The following is a 21103-nucleotide window of genomic DNA, read 5'->3' on the forward strand; positions in this document are numbered from 1 at the left end:
CCCTGCAATCGACAGAAAGATAGACATTGGCCCACCTGCTCGGCGCTGAGAACGTCAGCGTCTCCTACGGCATCCGCACCGTCCTGGACTCGGTCTCCCTTGGCCTGAACGAGGGTGACAGGATCGGCATGGTCGGGCGCAACGGCGACGGCAAGTCCACCCTCATGCGCCTGCTTGCCCTGAGGACGACGCCGGACGAGGGCCGCGTGACCAAGCGCGGCGACGTGAACATCGGCTATCTCGACCAGCAGGACGTGCTCGACGGGGACCTGCCCGTCGGCGTCGCGATCGTCGGCGAGGCAGCGGACCATGAATGGGCCGCGAACCCCCGGATCCGAGAAATCATGGCCGGCCTGGTGGAGGACGTGGAGTGGCACGCCAAGGTCTCCTCGCTCTCCGGCGGGCAGCGCCGCCGTGTGGCCCTGGCCAAGCTGCTTATCGAGCCGCATGACGTGATCATGCTGGACGAGCCCACCAACCATCTGGACGTCGAGGGCGTGGCCTGGCTGGCCCGGCACCTGAAGGAACGCTGGCGCTCCAACGAGGGCGCCTTCCTGGTCGTCACCCACGACCGCTGGTTCCTCGACGAGGTCTGCACCCGCACCTGGGAGGTCCACGACGGGACCGTGGATCCGTTCGAGGGCGGATACGCCGCGTACGTTTTGGCCCGCGCCGAACGCGACAAGATGGCCGCCGTCGTCGAAAGCAAGCGCCAGCAGCTGGTGAAAAAGGAACTGGCCTGGCTCCGCCGCGGCGCGCCCGCGCGGACCTCCAAGCCGAAGTTCCGGATCGAGGCGGCCAACGAGCTCATCTCCGACGTGCCCGAGCCGCGGGACACGGTGGCGCTGAGCAAGATGGCCACGGCCCGGCTCGGCAAGGACGTCCTCGACCTGGAGAAGGTCAGCTACACGCCGCCGCCGCGCGAGGGGGACGCAAAGAACGACGGCGGTGCGCCCCTGTTCGACAACATCACCTTGCGCCTGGCGCCGGGGGAGCGGCTCGGCCTGGTCGGCGTGAACGGCGCCGGCAAGACGACGCTGCTGCGCCTGCTCAACGGTGAGATCCAGCCGGACTCCGGCAAATTCAAGCGCGGCAAGACCGTCCAGACCGCCATCCTGACCCAGGACGTCCGGGAGCTCGACGACGTGCTGGACCTGCGCGTCACCGAAGTCATCCAGCGCGAGCGCCAGGTCTTCAACGTGGGGGGCCGCGAGCTTTCCGCCGGGCAGCTGGTCGAACAGCTGGGGTTCTCCAAGGAGAAGCAGTGGACGCCGGTGCGCGACCTCTCCGGCGGGGAGCGGCGGCGGCTCCAGCTGCTGCGCCTGCTGGTCGGCGAGCCCAACGTGCTGATGCTCGACGAGCCGACCAACGACCTGGATACCGACACCCTCGCCGCCGTCGAGGACGTGCTCGACGGCTGGCCCGGCACGCTCGTCGTCGTCTCGCACGACCGCTACCTGCTCGAGCGCGTCACCGACCACCAGATGGCGCTGCTTGGCGACGGCAAGCTCCGGGGGCTGCCCGGCGGCGTCGACCAGTACCTGCAGCTTCGCGGAGAGGCGCTCGCATCGGGGGAGGCCAAGGGAACGACGACGACCGGCGCAGGCTCGGGCCAAGGGCAGTCCGGTACTGCCGCAGGCGGCTCCCCGGCCCAGTCCGCAAAGTCCGCGCACAGCGAGGCCGAGAAGCGGCAGGCTAAGAAGGACCTGAACCGGATCGAGCGGCAGCTGACCAAGCTCGCCCAGCAGGCGGACAAGCTCAAGGAACAGATGAACGACGCCGGTTCCAAGGCGGACGTCGATTTCGCGCTGCTGGCCGACCTGAACGCGAAGCTGCAGGATGTCTCATCCGAACAGGAAGAGCTCGAGATGGAGTGGCTCGAGGCCTCCGAAATCCTCGAGTAGAAGCAGCACCGTTTCCAACTTGCGGGAGCCCTGTGGTGAACCGGCTGGCCGGCCGCCCAGGGAAGCGCAGCGGGGCCCCGAGGGGTAGGACCGCCCGGTACCGCCAGGTCAGCCCTTCTGGGCGCCCTGGTTCTGCCAGAGGCCGGCATCCCGAATCGAGGCCTGGATCTTGGTGGCCGCGGAGAAGAGTGCCTCGCGTTCCTCATCGGTCAGCGGGTCGAAGACGTTCTCGCGGACGAAGCTCACGTGGCCGGGGGCGGCCTGCACGATCGCGTCGTGGCCGGCCTTGGTCATCATGATGTTGTAGCCCCGGAGGTCGGAGGGGCACTCGGCTCGCATGACCAGGCCCTTGGTCTCCATGCGCTTGAGCAGGTGGGAGAGGCGGCTGCGCTCCCAGTCGAGCTGCCGGGCGAGGTCGCGGGCCCGCAGGACGCCGTCGTCGGCCTCCGAGAGCGCAGCGAGGACGGAATACTCCACCGCGGACAGTTCGGAGTCCCGAATCAGCTGCCGGTCCATGGCGGACTCGAAGCCCCACAGCAGCTCGCGCAGGGCGCGCCAGACCTCCTGCTCGTGCTCGCTGAGCCATCGGGTGTCGGAGCTCACGATGGGCTTCCCTTCTTTATGGTTGACATTTCAAGTTTCCTTCGTGCATGATTGACATGTCAACAAACCGATGACGTGTCAACAACCTGAAGGGGTTTACCACATGACCAAGATCGCTATTGTCACCGGCAGCACCCGTCCGGGCCGCAACAACAAGGGCGTAGCTGACTGGGTTCTGTCCCAGACCGCCGGCCGCACCGACGCCGAATTCGAACTTGTCGACATCGCAGACTTCAACCTCCCGCTGCTGGACGAGGCCTACCCGGCCGCTTACCAGAACTACCAGAATGACCACACTAAGGCATGGTCCGCCAAGATCAGCGAGTTCGACGGCTTCATCTTCGTGACCGCCGAGTACAACCACACGCTGACCCCGGCCCTGGCGAACGCCCTGTCCTACCTGAACGTCGAGTTCAACAACAAGGCCGCCGGCATCGTTTCCTACGGCTCCATGGGTGGCGCCCGCGCCGCCGAGCACCTGCGCAACGTGCTCTCCGAGCTGCAGATCGCCCATGTCCGCAACCAGGTCATGTTCTCCCTCTTCACCGACTTCGAGAACTTCTCCGAATTCAAGCCGACCGAGCAGAACGCCGGCACCCTGGCTCCGATGCTGGACCAGCTCATCCCGTGGACCCGCGCCATGGAGGCTGTCCGCGCCGAGGCCGCCGTCGCCTCCAACTAGGTTCCAAGGGAACTTCAGCGCCGCAGAGCCGGCGCGCCGCAGGCCCCGATTCGAACCACGTGGTTCGGGACGGGGCCTGCGGCTTTTTCGTGCCTGTGCGGACCGATAATCCTGCGTGGACCGATAATGCTGCGTTTCGTACATCTGCCGACGAATCGGACCCGCGGCAGATTTCCGGAACGCAGCAAAAACGCAATGTCACCTGAATCCAGACGGCAGCGGTGGGTCTACCCGTCCGCTGGCTCCTGCAGGGCGGCGAGCACGTGCATGTGTTCCCGGTTGGAGGGGTAGAGCTGTCCGTAAGTCGCGTACAGCTTCTCGTATAGCGCCGCGGTGGACGGATCCGGCTCGACCACCGCCGCCGTCCGCGCCCAGTCGGTCTCGGCGGGCACCGCCCCGGTCCCGATCGCGGCGAGCAGGGCATCTCCGTAGCTGGCCCCTATGGTCTGTTCCGGTACGAGTTGTTCACGCCCGGTGATGCTGCTGACGATCTCCGTCCACAGCCGTGCCTTGGTGCCGCCGCCGACGGCAACCACGCGCCGGATGGGTTCGCCGGCGTTCTCGAGGTACTCCAGGATCTGGCGGATGCCGAAACCTATGCCTTCGTAGGCGGCGCGGAACAGATGGCCGCGGCCGTGCCGCAGCGACAGCCCGGTGACGAGTCCGCGGGCGTCGGGGTCGAACACCGGTGTCCGCTCGCCGGCGAAATACGGCAGCAGGAGCAGGCCGTCCGAACCGGGCGGCACCGCGGCCGCCTCCGCGACGAGCTGCTCGAACGGGACCTCGCCGAAGAGCCGCTGCAGCCAGGTGGTCAGGCTGCCGGAGGTGGACATCCCGGCCGCCAGCGTCAGGGAGCCCGGGTCCACCCCGGCCGTGGTCCAGAGCTTGGGTTCGGCGCGGAATTCCCCGAGGACCTGCACGAAGAACATGGTGGAGCCGTACATCAGCATGAGGTCGCCGGGACGCCGCACGCTGGCGCTGAAGGCTTCGGCCCACGCGTCCACGGTGCCCGCGCAGACCGGGACACCCTCCGGAAGCCCGGTCGCTTCGGCGGCCCGGCGGTGGACGCGGCCGCCGACTTCGGCCGGCCACGCGAGGCGCGGCTGCGGCAGGTGGCCCGCCACGGCAGCGTACCGCTGGTCGTGCCAGCGGCTGCCGCGCAGGTCGTACAGGGGGTCGCACTGGCTGGCGGTGTGGTGGTCCAGGACCAGCTCGCCGGTCAGCTTGGCGAGGATGAAGGAGTTCAGGCTGTGCCAGTTCCGGGCGCGGGCGAACACCTCCGGTTCCCGGTTGCGCAGCCAGCGGAGCTTCGGCCCCACGGCCTGCGAGGACAGGACCTTGCCCGCATCGCGGAAGATCGCCTCCGCGCCGAACTCCTCCGTGAGTTCGCGGATTTCGGCGACGGCGCGCGCGTCGATCCCGTACAGGATCGCCGGGCGCAGCGGCACCAGGTTCTCATCGGTGACGACCAGGCAGGGACCCATCGCGCTGACGCACATGCCGGCGACAGCCCCGGCGTCGTTCCTGGCGAAAAGCTCCCGGCACAGCCGGACCACCTCCGCCCACGCTCCGCCCTCGGCGTCGAACTCCGCCCAGCCGGGACGCGGGTAGGAAACGTCGTGCGTAACGGTGGCGCTGTCCAGGACGCGGCCCTCGGCATCGGCCAGCACCGCCTTGCTGCTGCCCGTGCCGATGTCGATGCCCAGGAACATGGCGCTCCGACGGCCCGCCACTAGGCGCGGCCGTGCGACGTGCGGGACTTGCGCGAAACGGCGTCGAGGATCACGGCCAGCAGCAGGACCAGGCCGGTGATCATGTAGCGGAAGGACGACTCGAGGTTCAGCAGGGTCAGGCCGCTGGAGATGGACTGGATGACCAGGATGCCCAGCAGCGCCGAGAAGGCCGAGCCGCGCCCGCCGAACAGGCTGGTGCCGCCGATGACCGCGGCGGCGATGGCGTTCAGGTTGACGTCGCCGGTGCCGCTGCTCTGCGCCGAGGCGGCCAGCCTGCCGGCGGCGAGGATGCCGCCGACCGCCGCGAACGTCGAGCAGAGCATGAAGATGGTGACGTAGATGCGGTTCACACTGATGCCGGCCCGGCGCGCCGCTTCGCGGTTGCCGCCGACGGCGTAGACGGAGCGGCCCCACTTGGTGCGGGTGAAGGCGTAGTGCATCACCAGCACCAGGGCGGCGAAGAAGACGAACATCCAGCCCACGCCGCGGGCCTGGTTCAGGTACCAGACCGCGAAGAGCAGGATCACGGCCAGCACGATGGTCTGGACCACGACCAGCCGCATCGGCCGCCCGGAGAGGCCTGCCTTGACCCGCTGGCGGGAGAGCGTCAGTTGGCTCAGGAAGAAGCCGGCCACACCGAGGATGGCCAGCACGTAGGACAGCCAGGCCGGCACGAACGCCTGCTGGCCGAACCAGACCAGGAAGGAATCGAACGGCAGGTTGATGGTGCCCTCGACGCCGAGGACCCACAGCTGCAGGCCGAGGAAGCCCAGCAGGCCGGCCAGCGTGATGACGAAGGACGGCACGCCGAACTTGGTGTAGACGAACGAATAAAGCAACCCGATGGCGGCACCGACGGCGATCGCGGCCAGGATCGCCATCCCGACCGGCCAGCCCTGCTTCACGTAGGTGACGCCGACGATCGCCGCCGACAGGCCGCTGACCGAGCCTACGGACAGGTCAATCTCGCCGACCAGCAGGACGCAGACGATGCCGAGCGCGATGACGCCGACGGCGGCGCTTTCCAGCAGCAGGTTCACCAGGTTGGCGCTGGAGAGGAAGAAGGGATTGAGCAGCTGGAAGATGGTCCAGATGACCAGCAGGCCGACGATGATGGGCAGCACGCCCAGATCGCCGCCGCGGACCCGGTTGATGCCGACCTTGACCGCACCCTTGAAGCCCTCGGTGCGGATCAGCCGTTCGTCCTGCAGGTCCGTGGCCACCGGCACGGCTTCGCTGGTTGGGTTCGTTGTCATGGTGCGGTCCCTTCTTCCGGTGCTGCTCCCGGTCCCGGTTGCCCTGCGTTGCCCGCCTGGCCGGGCGGAAGGCCGCCCCCGCCGGGTCCATGCCCGCCCTGCCCTTGCCCGCCCGGTCCTTCGTTGGGTTCGCCGGGCCAGTCGGCCGGGCCCGCCTCCCGCGCGCCGTCCGGCGCGGCCGCGTCCGCCGCGGCAACGGAACCAGCCGCGGCCCCCGCGCCCGCCGCCGCCCCGGCCTGTGCCGCCCGCTGCGTCACGACGTTGTCGGTGGCGCCGGTGATGGCGGCGATCAGGTCGTCGGTGGAGACCTCCTTCATCCGGAACGTGCCGTTGTTCTTTCCCAGCCGCAGCACCGCCACGCGGTCGGAGACCGCTTTGACGTCCTGCATGTTGTGGCTGATCATGATCACCGCGAGGCCGTTTTCACGCAGCCGTTCCACGAGGTTCAGGACCTCGGCCGTCTGCGCCACGCCGAGCGCCGCGGTGGGCTCGTCGAGGATGATGAGCTTGGGGCTGCCGAGCAGCGACCGGGCGATCGCGACGGTCTGCCGCTGCCCGCCGGAGAGGGAGGCGACGGCGATCCGGACCGACGGAATCTTCGCCGAGAGCTGGCGCAGCAGCTTCCAGGACTGGACCTCCATCTCCACCTCGTTCAGCCGCCACGGCCCCAGCTCCCGCCCGAGGAAGAGGTTGTCCACGACGGTCAGGTTGTCGCAGAGCGCCAGGTCCTGGAAGACCGTGGCGATGCCCAGCTGGATGGAATCAACCGGCGAGTGGATCGTCACGTCCTTGCCGTCGAAGTTCACCGTCCCGGCGTCCTGCGGGTGCACGCCGGCCAGGATCTTGACCAAAGTCGACTTCCCGGCGCCATTGTCCCCGACCAGCGCGACGACCTCGCCGGCGTGGACGTCCAGGTCGATGTCGGTCAGGGCGGCAACGGCACCGAAGTGCTTGCTCACGCCCCGCATGGACAGCACCGGCGCGGTTGCCTCCGGCCGTTCCGCTGACAGAGTGGACACTGCCTTCCCCTTCCCGTAACGACGGCGGTGCCGCGGTGGGCGCGGCACCGCCGGCCGCGGCTGAGCTACTGGATGCCGAGCTCGTCGCAGCCCTTCTTGTATTCGCCCGTGCAGACTTCCGACGCCTGGTAGATGCCGCTGTCGAAAATCACTTCCTTGACGTTTTCCTTGGTGACCACGGTCGGCACGAACAGCGCGGACGGGGTGTCGAAGAGCGTGGCGTCGGGCTCCGGCGTCTCGCCGTTCAGCAGCTGCACCGAGACCTCGGCGGCCTTCTCTGCCACGATCTTGATCGGCTTGGAGATGGTGTTGTACTGGTCGCCGCTGATGATGCGCTGGATGGCGGCGACTTCGGCGTCGTTGCCGGTGACCGGCGGGAACGGGGAGACGCCGGCCGCCTTCAGTGCCGCGATGGAGCCGCCCGCGGTGCCGTCGTTGGCGGCCACGATGCCGGTGATCTTCTCGCCGAACTGGGTGATCTGGCCGGCGACCCAGTCCTGGGCCTTCGACGGCTGCCACTCCGGGGTGTCATAGGAGGCCAGCACCGGGTGCTGGCTCGCATCGATGGCCTCCTGGGCGCCCTCCTTGATCAGCTGCGCCGCCCGGTCCGTGGGGGAGCCGTTGACCATCAGCACGCCGCCGGTCTTGTCGCCGTCCGCGTCCAGCTTCTTGACCAGGTCCGTGGCGATGAGGTTGCCGATCTTCTTATTGTCGAACGAGACGTAGAAGTCGGCCGGTGTGTCCGGGACCGGACGGTCGTAGGTGACGACCTTAATGCCCTGGCCCTTGGCGGTGCTGACCAGCGAGGCGGCCGCGGTGCTGTCCACCGCGTCCAGCACCAGGACCTTGACGCCCTGGGTGATCATGGCGTTGGCCTGCTGCTGCTGCTTGTTCGCGTCGCCGTCGGCGTTCTGGTAGAGCACCTCGCACTCGCTGCAGAGCTCTTCGACCTTGGCCTTGAACAGCGGGCTGTCCTGCTGCTCGTAGCGGGTGGAGGCCCGGTCCGGCATCAGGAAGGCGATCTTGCCCGAGGCTTCGCCGCCCCCGCCTCCTGTCTCCCCGCCGCCTCCGCCGCCGTCCCCGCAGGCGGTCATTCCTGCGGCCAGAAACAGGGCAGTGGTGAGGCCCAGGATTCCCCGTAGGTGCTTCTTCATCGGAACTCCTCTTTGCTGGTGGTTGCCCCGTTGCCGTTTGTTGCGCTGGCGCCCCGCGGTCAAAGCCGCTGGGGGTAGATCATCGCCTTGAGCGATTCGGGTTCGGTGGAGGTGTTTTCCAGGGCGGCCGCGGTCTGGGACAGCGGGAAGCTGTGCGTGACCAGGCCCTCCAGGTTGATCCGGCCGGAGGAAACCAGGGCGATGCCCAGCGGCCAGGTGTTGTTGTAGCGGTTCACCATGGAAATGGTGATCTCTTTCCAATTGAGCATCGACAGCGGCAGCGGGACCTCGTCGGTCTTGGCCAGCCCGATGACGGCTGCCCGTCCCGCCTCGTGCAGCCGGCCGAGCCCGGAGGCGAGGACGCCGTTGGCGCCCGAGCACTCCAGCAGCACGTCGAAGGTCCGCGAGGACGGGGCATCGCTCTTCTCCACGCCGAACCCGTGGTCGCGGGCGACGCCGAGCCGGTAGTCGGAGATGTCCGTGAGCGTGACGCTGCCGGCGCCAAGGGCCCGTGCCGCTTCGGCGGCGAGGAGGCCGACCGGCCCGGCGCCGGTGACCAGCACGTCGTCGCCCGGCCGCAGGTTTGCCCGCCGGCAGCCCCACAGCCCCACCGACAGCGGCTCGATCAGCGCGCCGTCCTCGTAGCTCATCGAGTCCGGGATCGGGAAGTAGCAGCGGGCGTCCATGGCCAGGTACTGCAGGAGCGCGCCGTCGTAGGGCGGCGTCGCCAGGAACTCCAGGTCGGGACAGAGGTGGTAGCGCCCGGCCCGGCACTGGTCGCAGGTGCGGTCCGGTGTGCCCGGCTCGACGGCCACCCGGTCGCCGACGCGGACATTTTCGACTCCCTCACCGACGGCCACCACCTGTCCGGAGACCTCGTGGCCCAGGACGAAGGGGCCGTCGACGACGAACGGGCCGATCCTGCCGTAGCGGTAGTACGCGACGTCCGAGCCACAGACCCCCACGGCTTCCACCCTGATGACGGCCTGGCCCGGCGCGGGTTCGGGTACGGGGCGCTCTTGGATTTCGATGCTGTTCAGACCGGTCATGACTGCGGCGGCGTTGCCCATTCAGGACTCCTCTTCGAGCCGTCACGGAACCTGGCGGTCCCGCCAACACGTGTGATTCAGCGCACATGCACACGCATATGCTAACCCCGCAGCTGGGCCGCGGCTACATAACATCGCAGGTCAAAGTTGTGCGGGGCGGAGGAACGGCTTGAAGGCTGCCCGGCGGGGCAAGGTTTTCCAAGGGGTGGCCCGGGAGCATGGCGGCCAAGGGCCGGCGGCGGAACCGCGGGCGGCCACACCGGGCGGCACTGTTGAAAGCGTCCCGCGGTTTTGCGCGAACGCCGGTACGCTCGGGGCAGGGGGAAGGGCGGCGCGGCGCCGCTATTCCCGGGGGAATACTATGGGGAGGACGGGGTTATGCAGGTTGACTCGCGTGAAAGGGTCGAGTTCCAGGTGAGTGAGCGTCAGGAAGCACGACGGCGGCTGGTGCTGGCCGTGGGTGTCGTGCTGATTGTGTTCGGGGCGGCTGCCCTGACGTGGGGCATCATTCTCGCCCTGACCTGATTCGCGAAGGCCGGTTCCGCCGGCGGGCGCCGTAACAGGTCAGGCCTGTTACGGCCGTGCGGGGCGATTACTCGCCGACGCCGAGCAGGTACGAGGCGATGGCTTCGCGGAAGATGGACACCCTGCGTGTCCGGGCGTCCGGTTCCTCGTGGTCCGACTCCAGCAGGCTGCGGAAGGCCAGGCCTTCGACCAGCGCCGTGAAGCCCTTGGCGAGCATGTCCGGTTCGGCCGAGCCGAGGGCGTCGAACAGCTCGCGCATCTGCCGCTGGGAGATCAGGACGTCGGAAATGATGCCGGCGAATTCGTCGCGCTCGGACAGTTCCAGCGTGAGGGCGATGCGCGCCTTGATGTGGTGCGGCCGCGTGCTGAGCTGGATGTTCAAGTAATGCGCGATGTGCGAGGCGATGTCTTCGATGTCGCGGCCGCCGTGGATCGAGTTCGGCACCTCCAGGGTGGCCCTCTCGTAGTCCGCGGCGGAACGCGTGCGCAGATAGCCGACAATGGCTTCCAGCAATTCGTCCCGGGTCCGGTAGTAGTAGCTGGTGGAGCCGGTCGGCAGCTCCAGATGCGTGTCGATGGCGCGGTGGGTCAGGGAGCGAAGGCCTTCATGGGCGATGATTTCAGTCCCGGCCTCGGCGATCAGGGTGCGCCGTTCCGTGCGCGGCTCCGGCTCCGGGGAAGCGGGGATGGGGACCGAGGCGGCGGCACGCGCCTGGGCAGCGGACAATAAAGGTTCCACGGACAAGTGTTCTCCTGATGGTGCGGGCATCTTCGATCAACTCTACCGCTGTAGAGTATCGTGTTTGCGCGGCCAGCCAAGCCCGCCGGCGGCAAAACCCCCGGTCAGGGGGCCAACTATGGTGAACCTCACTGCCGTTCTCCCGATACGGCAAGCTCCTCCACGACGCTGGTCCCGTGTTCCGGCCTGGACTCCCACTGCCACGTCTCGCGGAACTGGACCCGACCGTCGTCGAGTACCGCGATGCGGGTTTCGCAGACGCCGCTGGCCGTCTGCAGGTCGATGTTCAGGTGCGAGTAGCGGAAGCTCATCCGGTCGCCGCTGCGGGTGCCGACCAGGTAGCCGCGCACGACGGCGCCTCCGGAGTACTCCGCCCAGATGACTTTGCCGTCCTGGTGGTAGTGGAAGACCGTGGTGGCGCCGACCTCTCCGGAGGCGGTGTTGACTACGGGGGCGAACTGCCTGCCGTCGATGACGGCGGCGGCCGCGGCAGGGTCCGTGGGCGGTTCTTCGGACTCCGCCGGGCCGGGATTCCCGAGCGGCTGGGCAGGCTCCGCCGGAGCCTGGTCCGCAGGGTCGGCAATTTCGCGTTCGTTCACGGTGGTCGGTGAGGCTGGATCAGACATGCGCCCAGCCTATGGGCCGAAACCGGCGGTTGTGAACTGGAGGCGGCCCGCCCGGGCTCCCCAAACGCGGATTCCCGTGTCACTATTGCGTTACAGCTTTAAGCAGACCACTGGCCACTTCGGCGCGCGGTCAGTATGCTAGCGCGCAGATGCAACAGCGCCGACGTTGGGGAATGTGTGGCAGGTGTGAGCAGTGAACCAGTGCAAAGATCCGTGGAGAGCCGTGCCTTGGGGGCCGCGGCCGATCCCGCCGCGGCTGCGGATGCGACCGGCCGGAGCCACGGAGCGGCGCGGCCGCGCGGCGTTTTCATCGGCCGCGGAGAAGAGCTCGACGGCGTTTCCGCGGCCCTGCGCGACCCGGCCCGGCTAGGCGCCCTGCTGCTCGGCGGTGCCGGCATCGGCAAGACGGTGCTGGCCCTCGAAGCGGTGCAGGCCGTCCAGGAGACACACCATATAGTGCACGTCCGCGGCAGCGCCGTGTCGTCGAAGCTGCCCTACGGCGCGCTCGGCTACCTGCTCAGCGAACTTCCGGAACCCGCGCTGGCGCATCCGGTACTGGCCTACCAGGGGCTGGCGCGGCTGCTGCGCCGGAAGGCTACGGGCCGCCCGGTGCTGCTGCTGGTGGACAATGCCCACGAACTGGACGCGATGTCGGTGACGGCTGTGATCCAGCTGGCGCTGTCGGGCCAGGCCCGGCTGCTGGTGCTGGCCCGCGGACTCACGGGCGCGGCCGAGGGGTTCGTGCAGCTGTGGTCGGACGGGCGGCTGAAGAGGTTCGACCTGGCGCCGTTCACTCCGGCGGAGGCGGAAACACTCGCGTCCCGCCTGCTCGGCGGCCTGGTCTCGCGCAGCGCCGCCGAAGAGCTGTGGACCCAGACCGCGGGGAGCCCGCTGTACCTGCGCCTGCTGGTCCGCGAGCAGCGCGAGGCGGGGTCGCTGGTCCTGCAGGACGGGGTGTGGGACCTGGTCGCGCCGGTGGTGCGGTCGGGCGAGATCGCCGACGTCGTCCGCGCGCAGGTGGCACGGCTGCAGCCCGGCCAGCGCAGGATCATCGAATTGCTGGCCTTCGCCGGCGAGCTGCCCCTGGAGGTGCTGCTGCGGCTGTCCGACCCCTTCGAGCTGGACCAGCTCGAGGAGGACGGGCACCTGCGCGTCCTGCCCAGCATCCCGCCGGCGGTCCAGTTGAACCAGCGGCTGATGGCGGTAGTGGTCCGCGAATCGGTGCCGCCGGCCCGCAGCCGCGAGCTGTGGGAGGCGCTCGCCGCCGTCGTCAGCGCCGTGGAGATTCCCGCCGGGACACTGCTGGGTTTTGCGGCGTGGAGCATCGCGTGCGGAGTGCCGCTGACGGCTCCGACCGCGCTCCGCGCGGCCCGCCGCGCCCGGCACCTGCAGGATCCGGCCAGCGCCCTGCGGTTCGTGCGCAATGTGCCAAGCTACGGCCTGGAGCCGGAACTGGTGCTGGAGGAAGCGTCCGCGCTGCACGCCCTGGGACGGCTCGAGGAAGCTGCGGCCGTGCTCGAGGCCGCGCAGCCGCGGACAGAGGCGGACCTGCGGCTCTGGGTGCGCCTGGGCGTGGAACGGCACCGCGTGCTGCGCCGGCTGCCGGGCCGGGCGCGGGAGGCGGCGGACGCCGTCGCCGCCATCCGCCGGGCCGTGGCCACCGCGCCGGGGAATAGCGACGGCGGTGCCCCGCTGGCCTGGGAGGCCGTGCTGCTGGAGGCGGAGTTCGCCGCGTTCGAGGGCCGGCACGCGCACTTCCCGCCCGAACTGGAGGACCTCTACGGCAACGAGTCGCTGCCGCTGGGCATGCGGCTCTATGCCGGCTGCCTGCTGGCCGAGGCGTGGGTCCTGACCGGCCGCTGCGGGGACGCCCTGGCCGTCGTGGCCTGGCTGGAGGCAGGCGCCGCCAACCCCTCCCTTTCGCCCTCGATGCGCGACACGGTGCTGGTCCGGATCTTCGAGGTCCTGCTCGCCAGCGGGCAGTGGCGGCGCTGCCGGGAGCTGCTGGCCCCGCAGCCGAGCACCGGCCGGGTCGGCGCGGCCCGCGGTACGGCCGGGGAACTGGCGGCCGGGCTGCTGCATGCCGCCTGCGGGCATCCGGACGAGGCGCTGGAGCTGCTGCTGCCGGCGCTGGCCAAGCTGAAGCGGCGGGACCCCGCCGGCACGGCACCGCTCGCGCTGGCCGCTGCGGCCTACGCCAGCGCGCTCCAGGGAGACGCCGGACGGGCCGAGCGCTGCCTGTACGAGCTGGAACGTTCGGAGCAGGAGCTCGCGTGGAGCATCCGCTCGTGGACCCGGTATTTCGAGGTGCTGGCGCGGGCGGCGCTCGTCGGCTTCGGGGTGGCGGGGGAAGGCCCCCGCCAGGCCAAGGCAACCGAGGCCTCCGGCGCCGGCCGGTTCACGGCCAGACTGCTGGCTGAGGCCGAACACGCCGCCCGGCTCGGCCTTCCCGCCTCCAGCGGCGCGTTCCTGACCGCGGCCGCCCGGCTCGGGGACACCGAGGCCGCGGCGCGGCTGCTCGCAGGGGGCCCGCAGGACTGCGGGCCGGCGGGCGAATTGGGCGAACTGTTCGCAGCGGGACTGCTGCGCAACGACGGCGGCGCGCTGCTGCAGGCGGCGCGGCTCGCCTCCGCGGAGGGCAACGACCTGTTCGCCTGCCAGGCGGCTGCCGCGGCCCAGTCTCACGCGGCCGACCAGCTGGCCGCACGGCAGGCGCGGGAGCTGGCCAACTCCAGCTTCCGCCGGCTGCGCCCGGAGCACGGACTGCGCCGCCGGTTCACCATGCTGGGCCGGTTCGAGCAGCAGCTGGCCATGGCGGCCGCGGGCGGCAAGAGCAGTTCCGAGCTGGCCAAGGAGCTCAACCTCTCGCCGCGCACCGTGGACTGGCACCTGGGCAAGATCTACGTGAAGCTGCACGTTTCCAGCCGCGCCGAACTCGCCGAGTTGTTGACGTAGGCGTTATGGAGGGATTCGGGGGATTCTCTCTGGTAGGCCGGGATGCTGACGTCCGGGCCGTCGTCGACGCGGTCGCCGGGACCGGAGGTGCGCTGCTGGTGGCGGACCAGGGCCTGGGCAAGACCGCGGTGTCCAAGGCCGTGCTGGCCGAACTGGGTGACGGCGTCCTTCCGCTGTGGATCCACGCAAGCCCCACGCTGTCACGGATACCGTTCGGGGCGCTGGCGCCGTACCTGGCCTCGCTGCAGGAAGACCAGACCAACTCGGTGCTGGCCGCGATGCGCTCGGTGCTTGCGCACATCAACGCCCTGGCGCCGGGACAGACGCCGGTGCTGCTGGTGGTCGAGGACGCGCACGACCTGGACGAGTCCAGCGCCATGCTGGCCGCGCAGCTGGTTGCCTCCGGGGCGGTGAAGCTGCTGGCGATGAGCCGGACGGTACCGGCGGTGCCGCCGGAACTGGAGTCGCTGGCCTCGGACGGCCTGATCGTGCGCCGGCCGCTCCAGCCGCTGGACTCGGGCGCGGCCCTCGAGCTCTGCCGGCAGGCCCTGGGCGGGCAGATCCTGCCCTGCCTGAGCGAGTCACTGGTTGAGGCTTCCGGCGGAAACCCGATGTTCATGCTGGCGCTGCTGGCCCAGGAGCGCCGCGACGGAACGCTGGTGGAACGCAACGGCGTCTGGCTGCTCACCGGCGAACCGCCACGGCCGGACCGGCGTTTGACCGACCTGATCAAGGGACACTTCAGCGGCTGCACGCCCCAGCAGCGGCAAGTGCTGGAGACGGTGGCGCTGGCCGACCCGATCCCGCTTCGGCTGCTGCTGGACTCGGCCGACGGCGGCCTGGTGGATGGGCTCGTGGAATCGCGGCTGGTGACCGTTGGCGAGGACGCGGAGCGGCTGGTCCGGGTGGCGCACCCGCTGTACGGCCAGGTGCTGCGGGCGATGGTGCCGGCATCCCGGAGCCTGCGGCTGCGGCAGCAGCTGACTCCCCGCCTGTTTTCCGGCCGGCACACGCTCCAGTCGCTGCTGCGGCAGGTCGACTGGTCGCTCGAGTGCGGACTCCCGGTCCCGGCGAGCCGGCTGCTGGAGGCGGCGCGGCTGGCCAACGGCCTGTTCAACTCGCGCTTCGCCCTCCGTGCCGCCGCCGCCGTCCAGCCCGGACCCTACCGGGCGGCGGCGCAGGTGGAAATGGCCTGGGCGCATTACCACAACGGCGAATTCGCCCGGGCCGAGGAACTGCTCGCAGGGGTGCTCCGGCGTGCCCGGAATCCGGCGACCGCGAAGTCGGCGGCCGTCCTCAGTGCGCAGCTGCTGCTGTTCCGGCGCGGAGGGGCCGCCGGGCTGGAGGGCCTCGCCGACGAGTGGTCCGCCACCTTGGACCGGCTGGAAGCCGAACACCCGCGCCTGGCCGGGACACCCGCCGTCGTACATTCCCGTACCGGCTGCCGGCTGCTGCGGATCCGCGGCATGGTAGGCGACGAGCAGCTGGCGGGCGCCGAAACGGAGCTGCTGCAGGTGCTGGACGGCCCGGAGCCGGACCCCGAGATCGAGCTCGTGGCGCGGACGCTGCTGGCGGAGGTCTACGGTGCCACCGGGCGGCTGGTTTCCGGGGCGGCCCTGACACGGCGCGGGCTGGAGCTGCTGCACGCGCACGAGGGCGCGCTGCTCGGGTACTACGAATTCGTGCTGGTCCCGCACCTGACCGCGCTGCTGCGGCTGGGGGAGTACGACGACGCCACCCGCGAGCTGGAACGCTACGCCGGCACCGGACTGCGCGGCCTCTTCTACTTCGGCGGCACGGTCGCCTTGGCCTCCGCCGCGCTGGAGATATTGCAGTCCAGGCCGGTGCCGGGACTGGCCCTGCTGGCCGCGGCGGTGGAGGGATTGCGCCAGCTCGACCTTGAGCACCTGCTGCCGCTGGCCTTCGCAGCCGGCGCCCACACCGCCGCTGCCGCTGGCCGGAACGGGCTGGCGGAAGGATACCTGGCGGGCTACGCGGAGGTCGCGGACCAGCCGCGGCAGCGCGTGCGCCTGATGTGCGACGGGCTTGCGGCGGCCGCCGGGTTCCGGCTGCGGAAAGAGCCTGCGGAACTGGACCGGCTGTTCGACCTCGTCGAGGACGCCAGGCGGCGCGGCTACTTCAGCGAGGAACTGGACCTGCGGGTGCTGGCGCTGCGGCTGGGCAGCCTGCGCGGGCTCGACCAGCTTGTCAAGCTGGCCGAGTTCACCGAGGGAGCCGCCGCGGCTCAGCTGACCGCGCTGGTGCGTGCCCTGCGCGACGAGGACATGCCCGCCCTGCTGCGGATGATCGACGGCGCAGCGTCCCGCCCGTTGCTCCACGCGACGCTGCTCAGCCTGCGCTCGCCGGTGCTGGCGGCCGAGGAAGCCCGGGGGACTTCGAGCCAGCGGGAGTTCCTGGCGCAGGCCAGGCGGCAGCTGCAGAAGTCCCTGCCTGTGGAACCGGACGCGGGCCCGGCCGGTGCTGGTGGCGGCGGGCGCAAGGGCGGCGGGGCAAGAGCCGCTGGCGGCGCATCTAAAGCTGCCGGCGGCGGTGCTGCTGGCGGCGCTGCCGCTGGAACCGGCGCGGCTGCAGCCAGTGCCGGGGGAACCGGCGCGGCGGGAGCAGGGGCCGCCTGGGCAGGACGGGCCGGGTCGGGCCGTCGGATGGCCGGTGCAAGGCGAACGGGCGTTGCCGGGGCCGGCAGCGCGGGGCGTCCGGACCCCGGACGGAGGACCGCGGCCCCCGCCGGAGCCGTGGGAACCGTGGCCGCCGGGAGCGCCGGGGACATGCCCCAGGCCCCGCCCGTGAAGCTGACCCGGCGGGAGCACGAGATCGGCACGCTCGTGCTGGAAGGAATGCAGAACGCGGACATCGCCGAGCGGCTGGGCCTCTCCGTGCGGACCGTGGAGGGCCACATCTACCGGATGTTCGCCAAGCTGCACATCGGCAGCCGGGACGAACTCGATGTGGCGCATCTGGGTTGACGGGCGCGCTCGCCCGCGCTGCCGGCCGGACCGCAGGTATCCGGTCGAGTACCGGCCCGCGGCGGCGCCCGGGTTTTTGCAAGAACTGCCGAGTACCGTGCTTCCATCGGTTCCAAGGACCGGTAGGTCATACGCAAGACGTGGTGCCCTGCCGGTCCTAGGCTCGAAACACAGAGCTTTAGCCATTGGGGTCGTACGATGCTGAGCAACCACTCGCACCCACAACAGCCACCATCCATGCCGCCCGGCCTGCCCCCGGTTCTCCTACCGGTGGGCGGGCGGGTTCAGGCCTCTCCCGAAAAACCGGCGCAGCGGCCCGGATCCTCACGCCTCCCGCGCGGGATCCGGATCCTCGCCGCGATGGCCCCGCCCACCCTCGGAGCCCGGGGCGGGGCCATCGGCCGGTTCCAGGAGGACCAGCTTTTGCACTCCGCGCGCCGGCTCCTGCGTGCGGCGAACAGGATGTCGGGCCGGCCGCGGGAATGTGCCCCGCGGGCCGGCAGCACGCGGAACACGCCGGGCGGACGGGAACGGCACGCCGCCGCCGCTGCGGAGTGTTCCGGCAACGCGGCCATCGCGGCACGGCGGCAGCTGCCCACCAGCACGGCGGACCAACTGCCGCGGAACTATCGGAAACTGCAGGCTGGACCGCCGGCTCCATCGGCCGGTCCGTCCACCTGAATCCGGGGGAGGCACGCCGGCCGCGGTACGGCTTCAAAGCGACGACGGCGGGCGGCACGCATCTTCGAAGGGGAATGTTGGGGAATCATCATGGGGGAGCACATCCTGCGTGCTCGCGCGGCCACGGAACTGGCCGCGAGCCTGCACCATAACGCCGTCCGGGGCGCTCTGATCGTCGGGGCACCCGGGGCGGGCAAGACAACCCTGCTGCGGCACGTCGCCGGGCAGTTGGCCGGCGAGTTCCGGTTCATCCGCCTGGGGTCCCCGCCGGCGCCGGAGTTGGTGCCGGGGCCCGTCCCGGCAGGGCCGGCTGGCTCGGCCCGTCCGTCAGGTCCGGCAGCGGAGGCGCCTGCACCAGCACCTGTGCCGCCGTCGTTCGGCACCCTGGCCCCGCTGCTCGGAGACCGGAAGCCCGCGTACGCGGTGCCCTCGCTGGCGGTGCTGCGGCAGATGCTCGACCACCTGTCCGGGCTGCCGCAGGCGCCGGTGCTGGTGGTCGACGACGCGGCAGAGCTCGACGAGGGAAGCGCCGAACTGCTGGCCAGGCTGGCCGGCAGCGGCGCGGTCCAGGTCCTGCTGTCGGCCCGGCCGGGCACGCAACTGCACGACGGGCTGGCGGAACTGGCGAACGAGGGGCTGCTTAGCCGCCACACCCTCGATCCGCTCGACCAGCGGGAGGCACTGGCGCTGTGCCGGCAGGTCCTGGGCGGACCGGTGCTGCCGGCCGTCGCGCTGCTGCTGTCCCGTTCCGCCGGCGGGTCGCCGCGGAATCTGGTGGCGCTGCTCGATGAAAGCCGGCGGCAGCACCGCCTGGTCGAGCGCGATGGCTGCTGGGTGCCGGCCGGGGTGCTGCCGGAGTCCGGCGGAGTGCTGCAGGACGTGTTGCGCCGGGAGCTGGAGCGGCTGTCCGCTGCCCAGCGCCGCGCCGTCTACGCGGTAGCCCTGGCCGGCCCGCTGCGGCTGCCGCTGCTGGCCAGGATTGCCGGGCCTCGGTTGTTCGAGACGCTGCAGGCCCAAGGCGTCCTGGATTTCGAGCCGGCGGACGACGACGCGCAGCTGGTCCGGGGACCGGCGGTTCGGCTGGCGCCGGCATTCCCGGCGCCGCCGCTGCGCCGGATCGTGCCCGCCGAGCTGAGCCGGGAACTCTTCGAGCGGTATGGTGCGGCGGTCTCGGCGTCCCCGGAATTGGCGGCGGAGGGTGTCGGGCCGGCCCGCTGGGCATTGGATCTGCACCTGACGCTGCCGGACCCTGTGCTGGTCGAGACGGCGCGGCAGGCCAACCGGAGCCGCGACACCGCCTTGGCGCTGCGGAGTGCGGCGCTCGTGTCGGCGCCGGGGCTGAGGCCGGCTGCCGAGGTCGAGATCGTCCGGCTCTACCTCCGCCAGGGCTACGCGGGCCGGGCGGCCGTGCGGCTGGTGGACGTGCTGGCGCGGGCAACAGAGCCGGAGCTGCTCCGCCGGGCGGCGCTGCTGGGCCAGGAAGCCGTGGTGCGCAGCGGCGGGGGCACCGCCGAGCTGGAGCGGCTGGACCATGCATGGGCCCGCGCGGCGGCCCGCACGCCGGAGCTGCGGGGGGAGCGCTGCATCGGGCGGCTGCTGCGCCACCACGCCATGCAGCTGGAGGGGCGCTACGCGGAGAGCATCCCCGGGCTGCGGCAGGTGACCGCGGAAACCAACGACGACGGCGATCCGGCACTGGTCGCCCGCACCCTGCTCGCCGAAGCCGAGCTCGCCATCGGCGGCCACTCCGCCGCGGCCGAGCTCGCCGCGGAGACTCTCTGGCGGCTCCAGGCGCCGGCCGGGACGGAGGCCATCCTGCACAACTCGCTGGCGTTGCGGAACATCCGGTGCCTGGTGCGGGCCGGGCACCTGGCGGCGGCGGCCGCGCAGCTGGACCGGTTTGAGCACCAGCGCATCGAGTCGCTGGGGGTTTTCGGCGGCACGGTGGAATTCCTGCGCGCCTGGATCGCGTTCAGGCAGGGCCGGCTGCAGGAGGCACTCCAGATGCTGACCGCCGTCGTCCAGGCCCTGCGGCTGCAGGATCCCCACCAGCTGCTGCAGTATGCGCTGGGGCTGACCGCCGATGCGGCCGGGCAGCTGGACGAACCGGACATCGTGGCGGTCAGCTCCGAGGCGTTCCACGATCTGCTCCTGCACGGCCGCCGGAACGTCCACGCGGCGATGCCGGTGACGGCCCGTGCACGGATCATTGCCGCCGGTTCCGCGGCAGGTGTTCCTTCCGCCCCCAAAACCGCGCCGGTAGCTCCACCCGCGGAGAGGGCCCTGGCCGATGCAGGGCCGGACTGCCAACGGGAGCTGGCCGTCCTGGCCGCCGCTTTGGCCGGCGCCGGCCGGATCACCGAAGAGGCCGAGGTCCAGTTGCTGCGCCTTCGCCTGGGGGATGCGGATGCGCTGCCGCGGCTGCGGGACATCACCGCCGGCGCAGGCGGGACGGAGCAGGGTCTGCTGCATGTCCTTGCCGAGGCCCTGCTGGCGGGGGACGCCGAGGCGCTGCTGGAGATGGCGCAGGCGGCAGCGGCCTCCGGTTACCTGCTGCTGGCGGCGGAGGCGGCCCGGCACGCAGCCCGGCTGTTGGCCGGGCAGGGGATGGACGGCCGTTCCGGGGATGCGGTACGGCTGCTGCAGAAACTGCGCCGGCAGCTGCCCGGGGTGGTTTCGTCACTGCAGCTGGATGAGGTCTATGCCCCTGGCCGGCTCACGGTCCGGGAACGGGCCGTTGCCATGCACGCGGCCTGCGGGCTCCGCGCCCCGGACATCGCCCAGCAGCTCGGCAGCCCGGTGCGGACCGTGGAAGGCCACCTCTACCGCATCTATGACAAGCTGCACGTCAGAAGCCGGCGGGCGCTCGCCGCCGCGCTGAGCGACCCGGCACCGGCGCTCGCGGCTGCCATCGACCGGGCCGAGGCCGCCCTCGCGGTGCCCGTGCCGGCGCTGGCGGCCGCTGTTGGCCAGGCCGCGGTTGGGCAGGCCGCGGTTGAGCCCGCCCGCGAAGTCTCCGGGGCGAGGTAGGTACGCCGATGGCCGGGATCCGCAGGCCTCACTCAGGCGGCCTCATGGCCGCGTTCTTCAGGCCGGAGGCAATTGTCCGCGCGTTGGCGCGGGCGGGCCTCCTTATGGACTGCGCCGGCAGGGGCAGCCGCAGCTCACGCAGTCCATAACGTGGCAGGACCGG

General features: G+C 70.8%; 13 protein-coding genes. 5 read left to right on the forward strand and 8 right to left on the reverse strand.

Annotated features, from left to right (window positions below):
- Positions 1-26: 26 nt before the first annotated feature.
- Positions 27-1904: an ABC-F family ATP-binding cassette domain-containing protein gene (locus WFH44_RS01170; RefSeq protein WP_336711090.1), complete on the forward strand. Its 1878-nt coding sequence runs from the start codon at positions 27-29 to the stop codon at positions 1902-1904.
- Between the two features lie 108 nt (positions 1905-2012).
- Here the strand turns inward: WFH44_RS01170 and WFH44_RS01175 are convergent, their stop codons facing one another.
- Positions 2013-2507 carry a MarR family winged helix-turn-helix transcriptional regulator gene (locus tag WFH44_RS01175; protein ID WP_336711093.1) on the reverse strand — a complete coding sequence of 165 codons (495 nt, stop codon included), beginning with the start codon at positions 2505-2507 and terminating at the stop codon, positions 2013-2015.
- Positions 2508-2610: 103 nt separating this feature from the next.
- On the opposite strand from WFH44_RS01175, the gene WFH44_RS01180 reads away from it, so the two are divergent.
- The gene (locus WFH44_RS01180; RefSeq protein ID WP_264793779.1) at positions 2611-3189 is read left to right on the forward strand and encodes an NADPH-dependent FMN reductase; all 579 of its coding nucleotides are present in this window, start codon (positions 2611-2613) and stop codon (positions 3187-3189) included.
- A 227-nt stretch (positions 3190-3416) separates the two neighbouring features.
- Here WFH44_RS01180 and WFH44_RS01185 read toward each other — a convergent pair whose 3' ends face one another.
- The 7 genes from WFH44_RS01185 to WFH44_RS01215 form a co-directional block, all read right to left on the reverse strand.
- Entirely contained in the window at positions 3417-4901 is a 1485-nt protein-coding gene (locus WFH44_RS01185) for an FGGY-family carbohydrate kinase (protein WP_336711095.1), read from the reverse strand.
- Positions 4902-4921: 20 nt separating this feature from the next.
- A complete protein-coding gene (locus tag WFH44_RS01190; protein WP_336711097.1) occupies positions 4922-6178 on the reverse strand; it encodes a sugar ABC transporter permease in 1257 nt (418 codons plus the stop codon).
- A complete protein-coding gene (locus WFH44_RS01195; protein WP_336711792.1) occupies positions 6175-7146 on the reverse strand; it encodes an ATP-binding cassette domain-containing protein in 972 nt (323 codons plus the stop codon). The genes WFH44_RS01190 and WFH44_RS01195 overlap by 4 nt, the downstream gene beginning before the upstream one ends.
- 116 nt (positions 7147-7262) lie before the next feature.
- On the reverse strand, positions 7263-8351 hold the full coding sequence (locus WFH44_RS01200; RefSeq protein ID WP_336711098.1) for an ABC transporter substrate-binding protein: 1089 nt from the start codon (positions 8349-8351) through the stop codon (positions 7263-7265).
- A gap of 59 nt (positions 8352-8410) precedes the next feature.
- Positions 8411-9421: an NAD(P)-dependent alcohol dehydrogenase gene (locus WFH44_RS01205; protein WP_336711099.1), complete on the reverse strand. Its 1011-nt coding sequence runs from the start codon at positions 9419-9421 to the stop codon at positions 8411-8413.
- 571 nt (positions 9422-9992) lie between these two features.
- Positions 9993-10664 carry a TetR/AcrR family transcriptional regulator gene (locus WFH44_RS01210; protein WP_336711794.1) on the reverse strand — a complete coding sequence of 224 codons (672 nt, stop codon included), beginning with the start codon at positions 10662-10664 and terminating at the stop codon, positions 9993-9995.
- A gap of 128 nt (positions 10665-10792) precedes the next feature.
- Positions 10793-11290 carry a hypothetical protein gene (locus WFH44_RS01215; protein WP_336711100.1) on the reverse strand — a complete coding sequence of 166 codons (498 nt, stop codon included), beginning with the start codon at positions 11288-11290 and terminating at the stop codon, positions 10793-10795.
- Positions 11291-11476: 186 nt separating this feature from the next.
- Between WFH44_RS01215 and WFH44_RS01220 the strand changes: the two genes are divergently transcribed.
- From WFH44_RS01220 to WFH44_RS01230, 3 genes are all read left to right on the forward strand, one after another.
- Entirely contained in the window at positions 11477-14245 is a 2769-nt protein-coding gene (locus WFH44_RS01220; RefSeq protein WP_336711103.1) for a helix-turn-helix transcriptional regulator, read from the forward strand.
- A gap of 5 nt (positions 14246-14250) precedes the next feature.
- Complete coding sequence (locus WFH44_RS01225) at positions 14251-17229, forward strand: helix-turn-helix transcriptional regulator (protein ID WP_336711105.1); 2979 nt, start codon at positions 14251-14253, stop codon at positions 17227-17229.
- 771 nt (positions 17230-18000) lie between these two features.
- Positions 18001-20940 (forward strand): helix-turn-helix transcriptional regulator, encoded by a 2940-nt coding sequence (locus WFH44_RS01230; protein WP_336711107.1) that lies wholly within the window; start codon positions 18001-18003, stop codon positions 20938-20940.
- The last annotated feature ends 163 nt before the right edge of the window (positions 20941-21103 follow it).

The sequence above is a fragment of the Arthrobacter sp. USHLN218 genome (assembly GCF_037144715.1).
Taxonomy (GTDB): Bacteria; Actinomycetota; Actinomycetes; order Actinomycetales; family Micrococcaceae; genus Crystallibacter.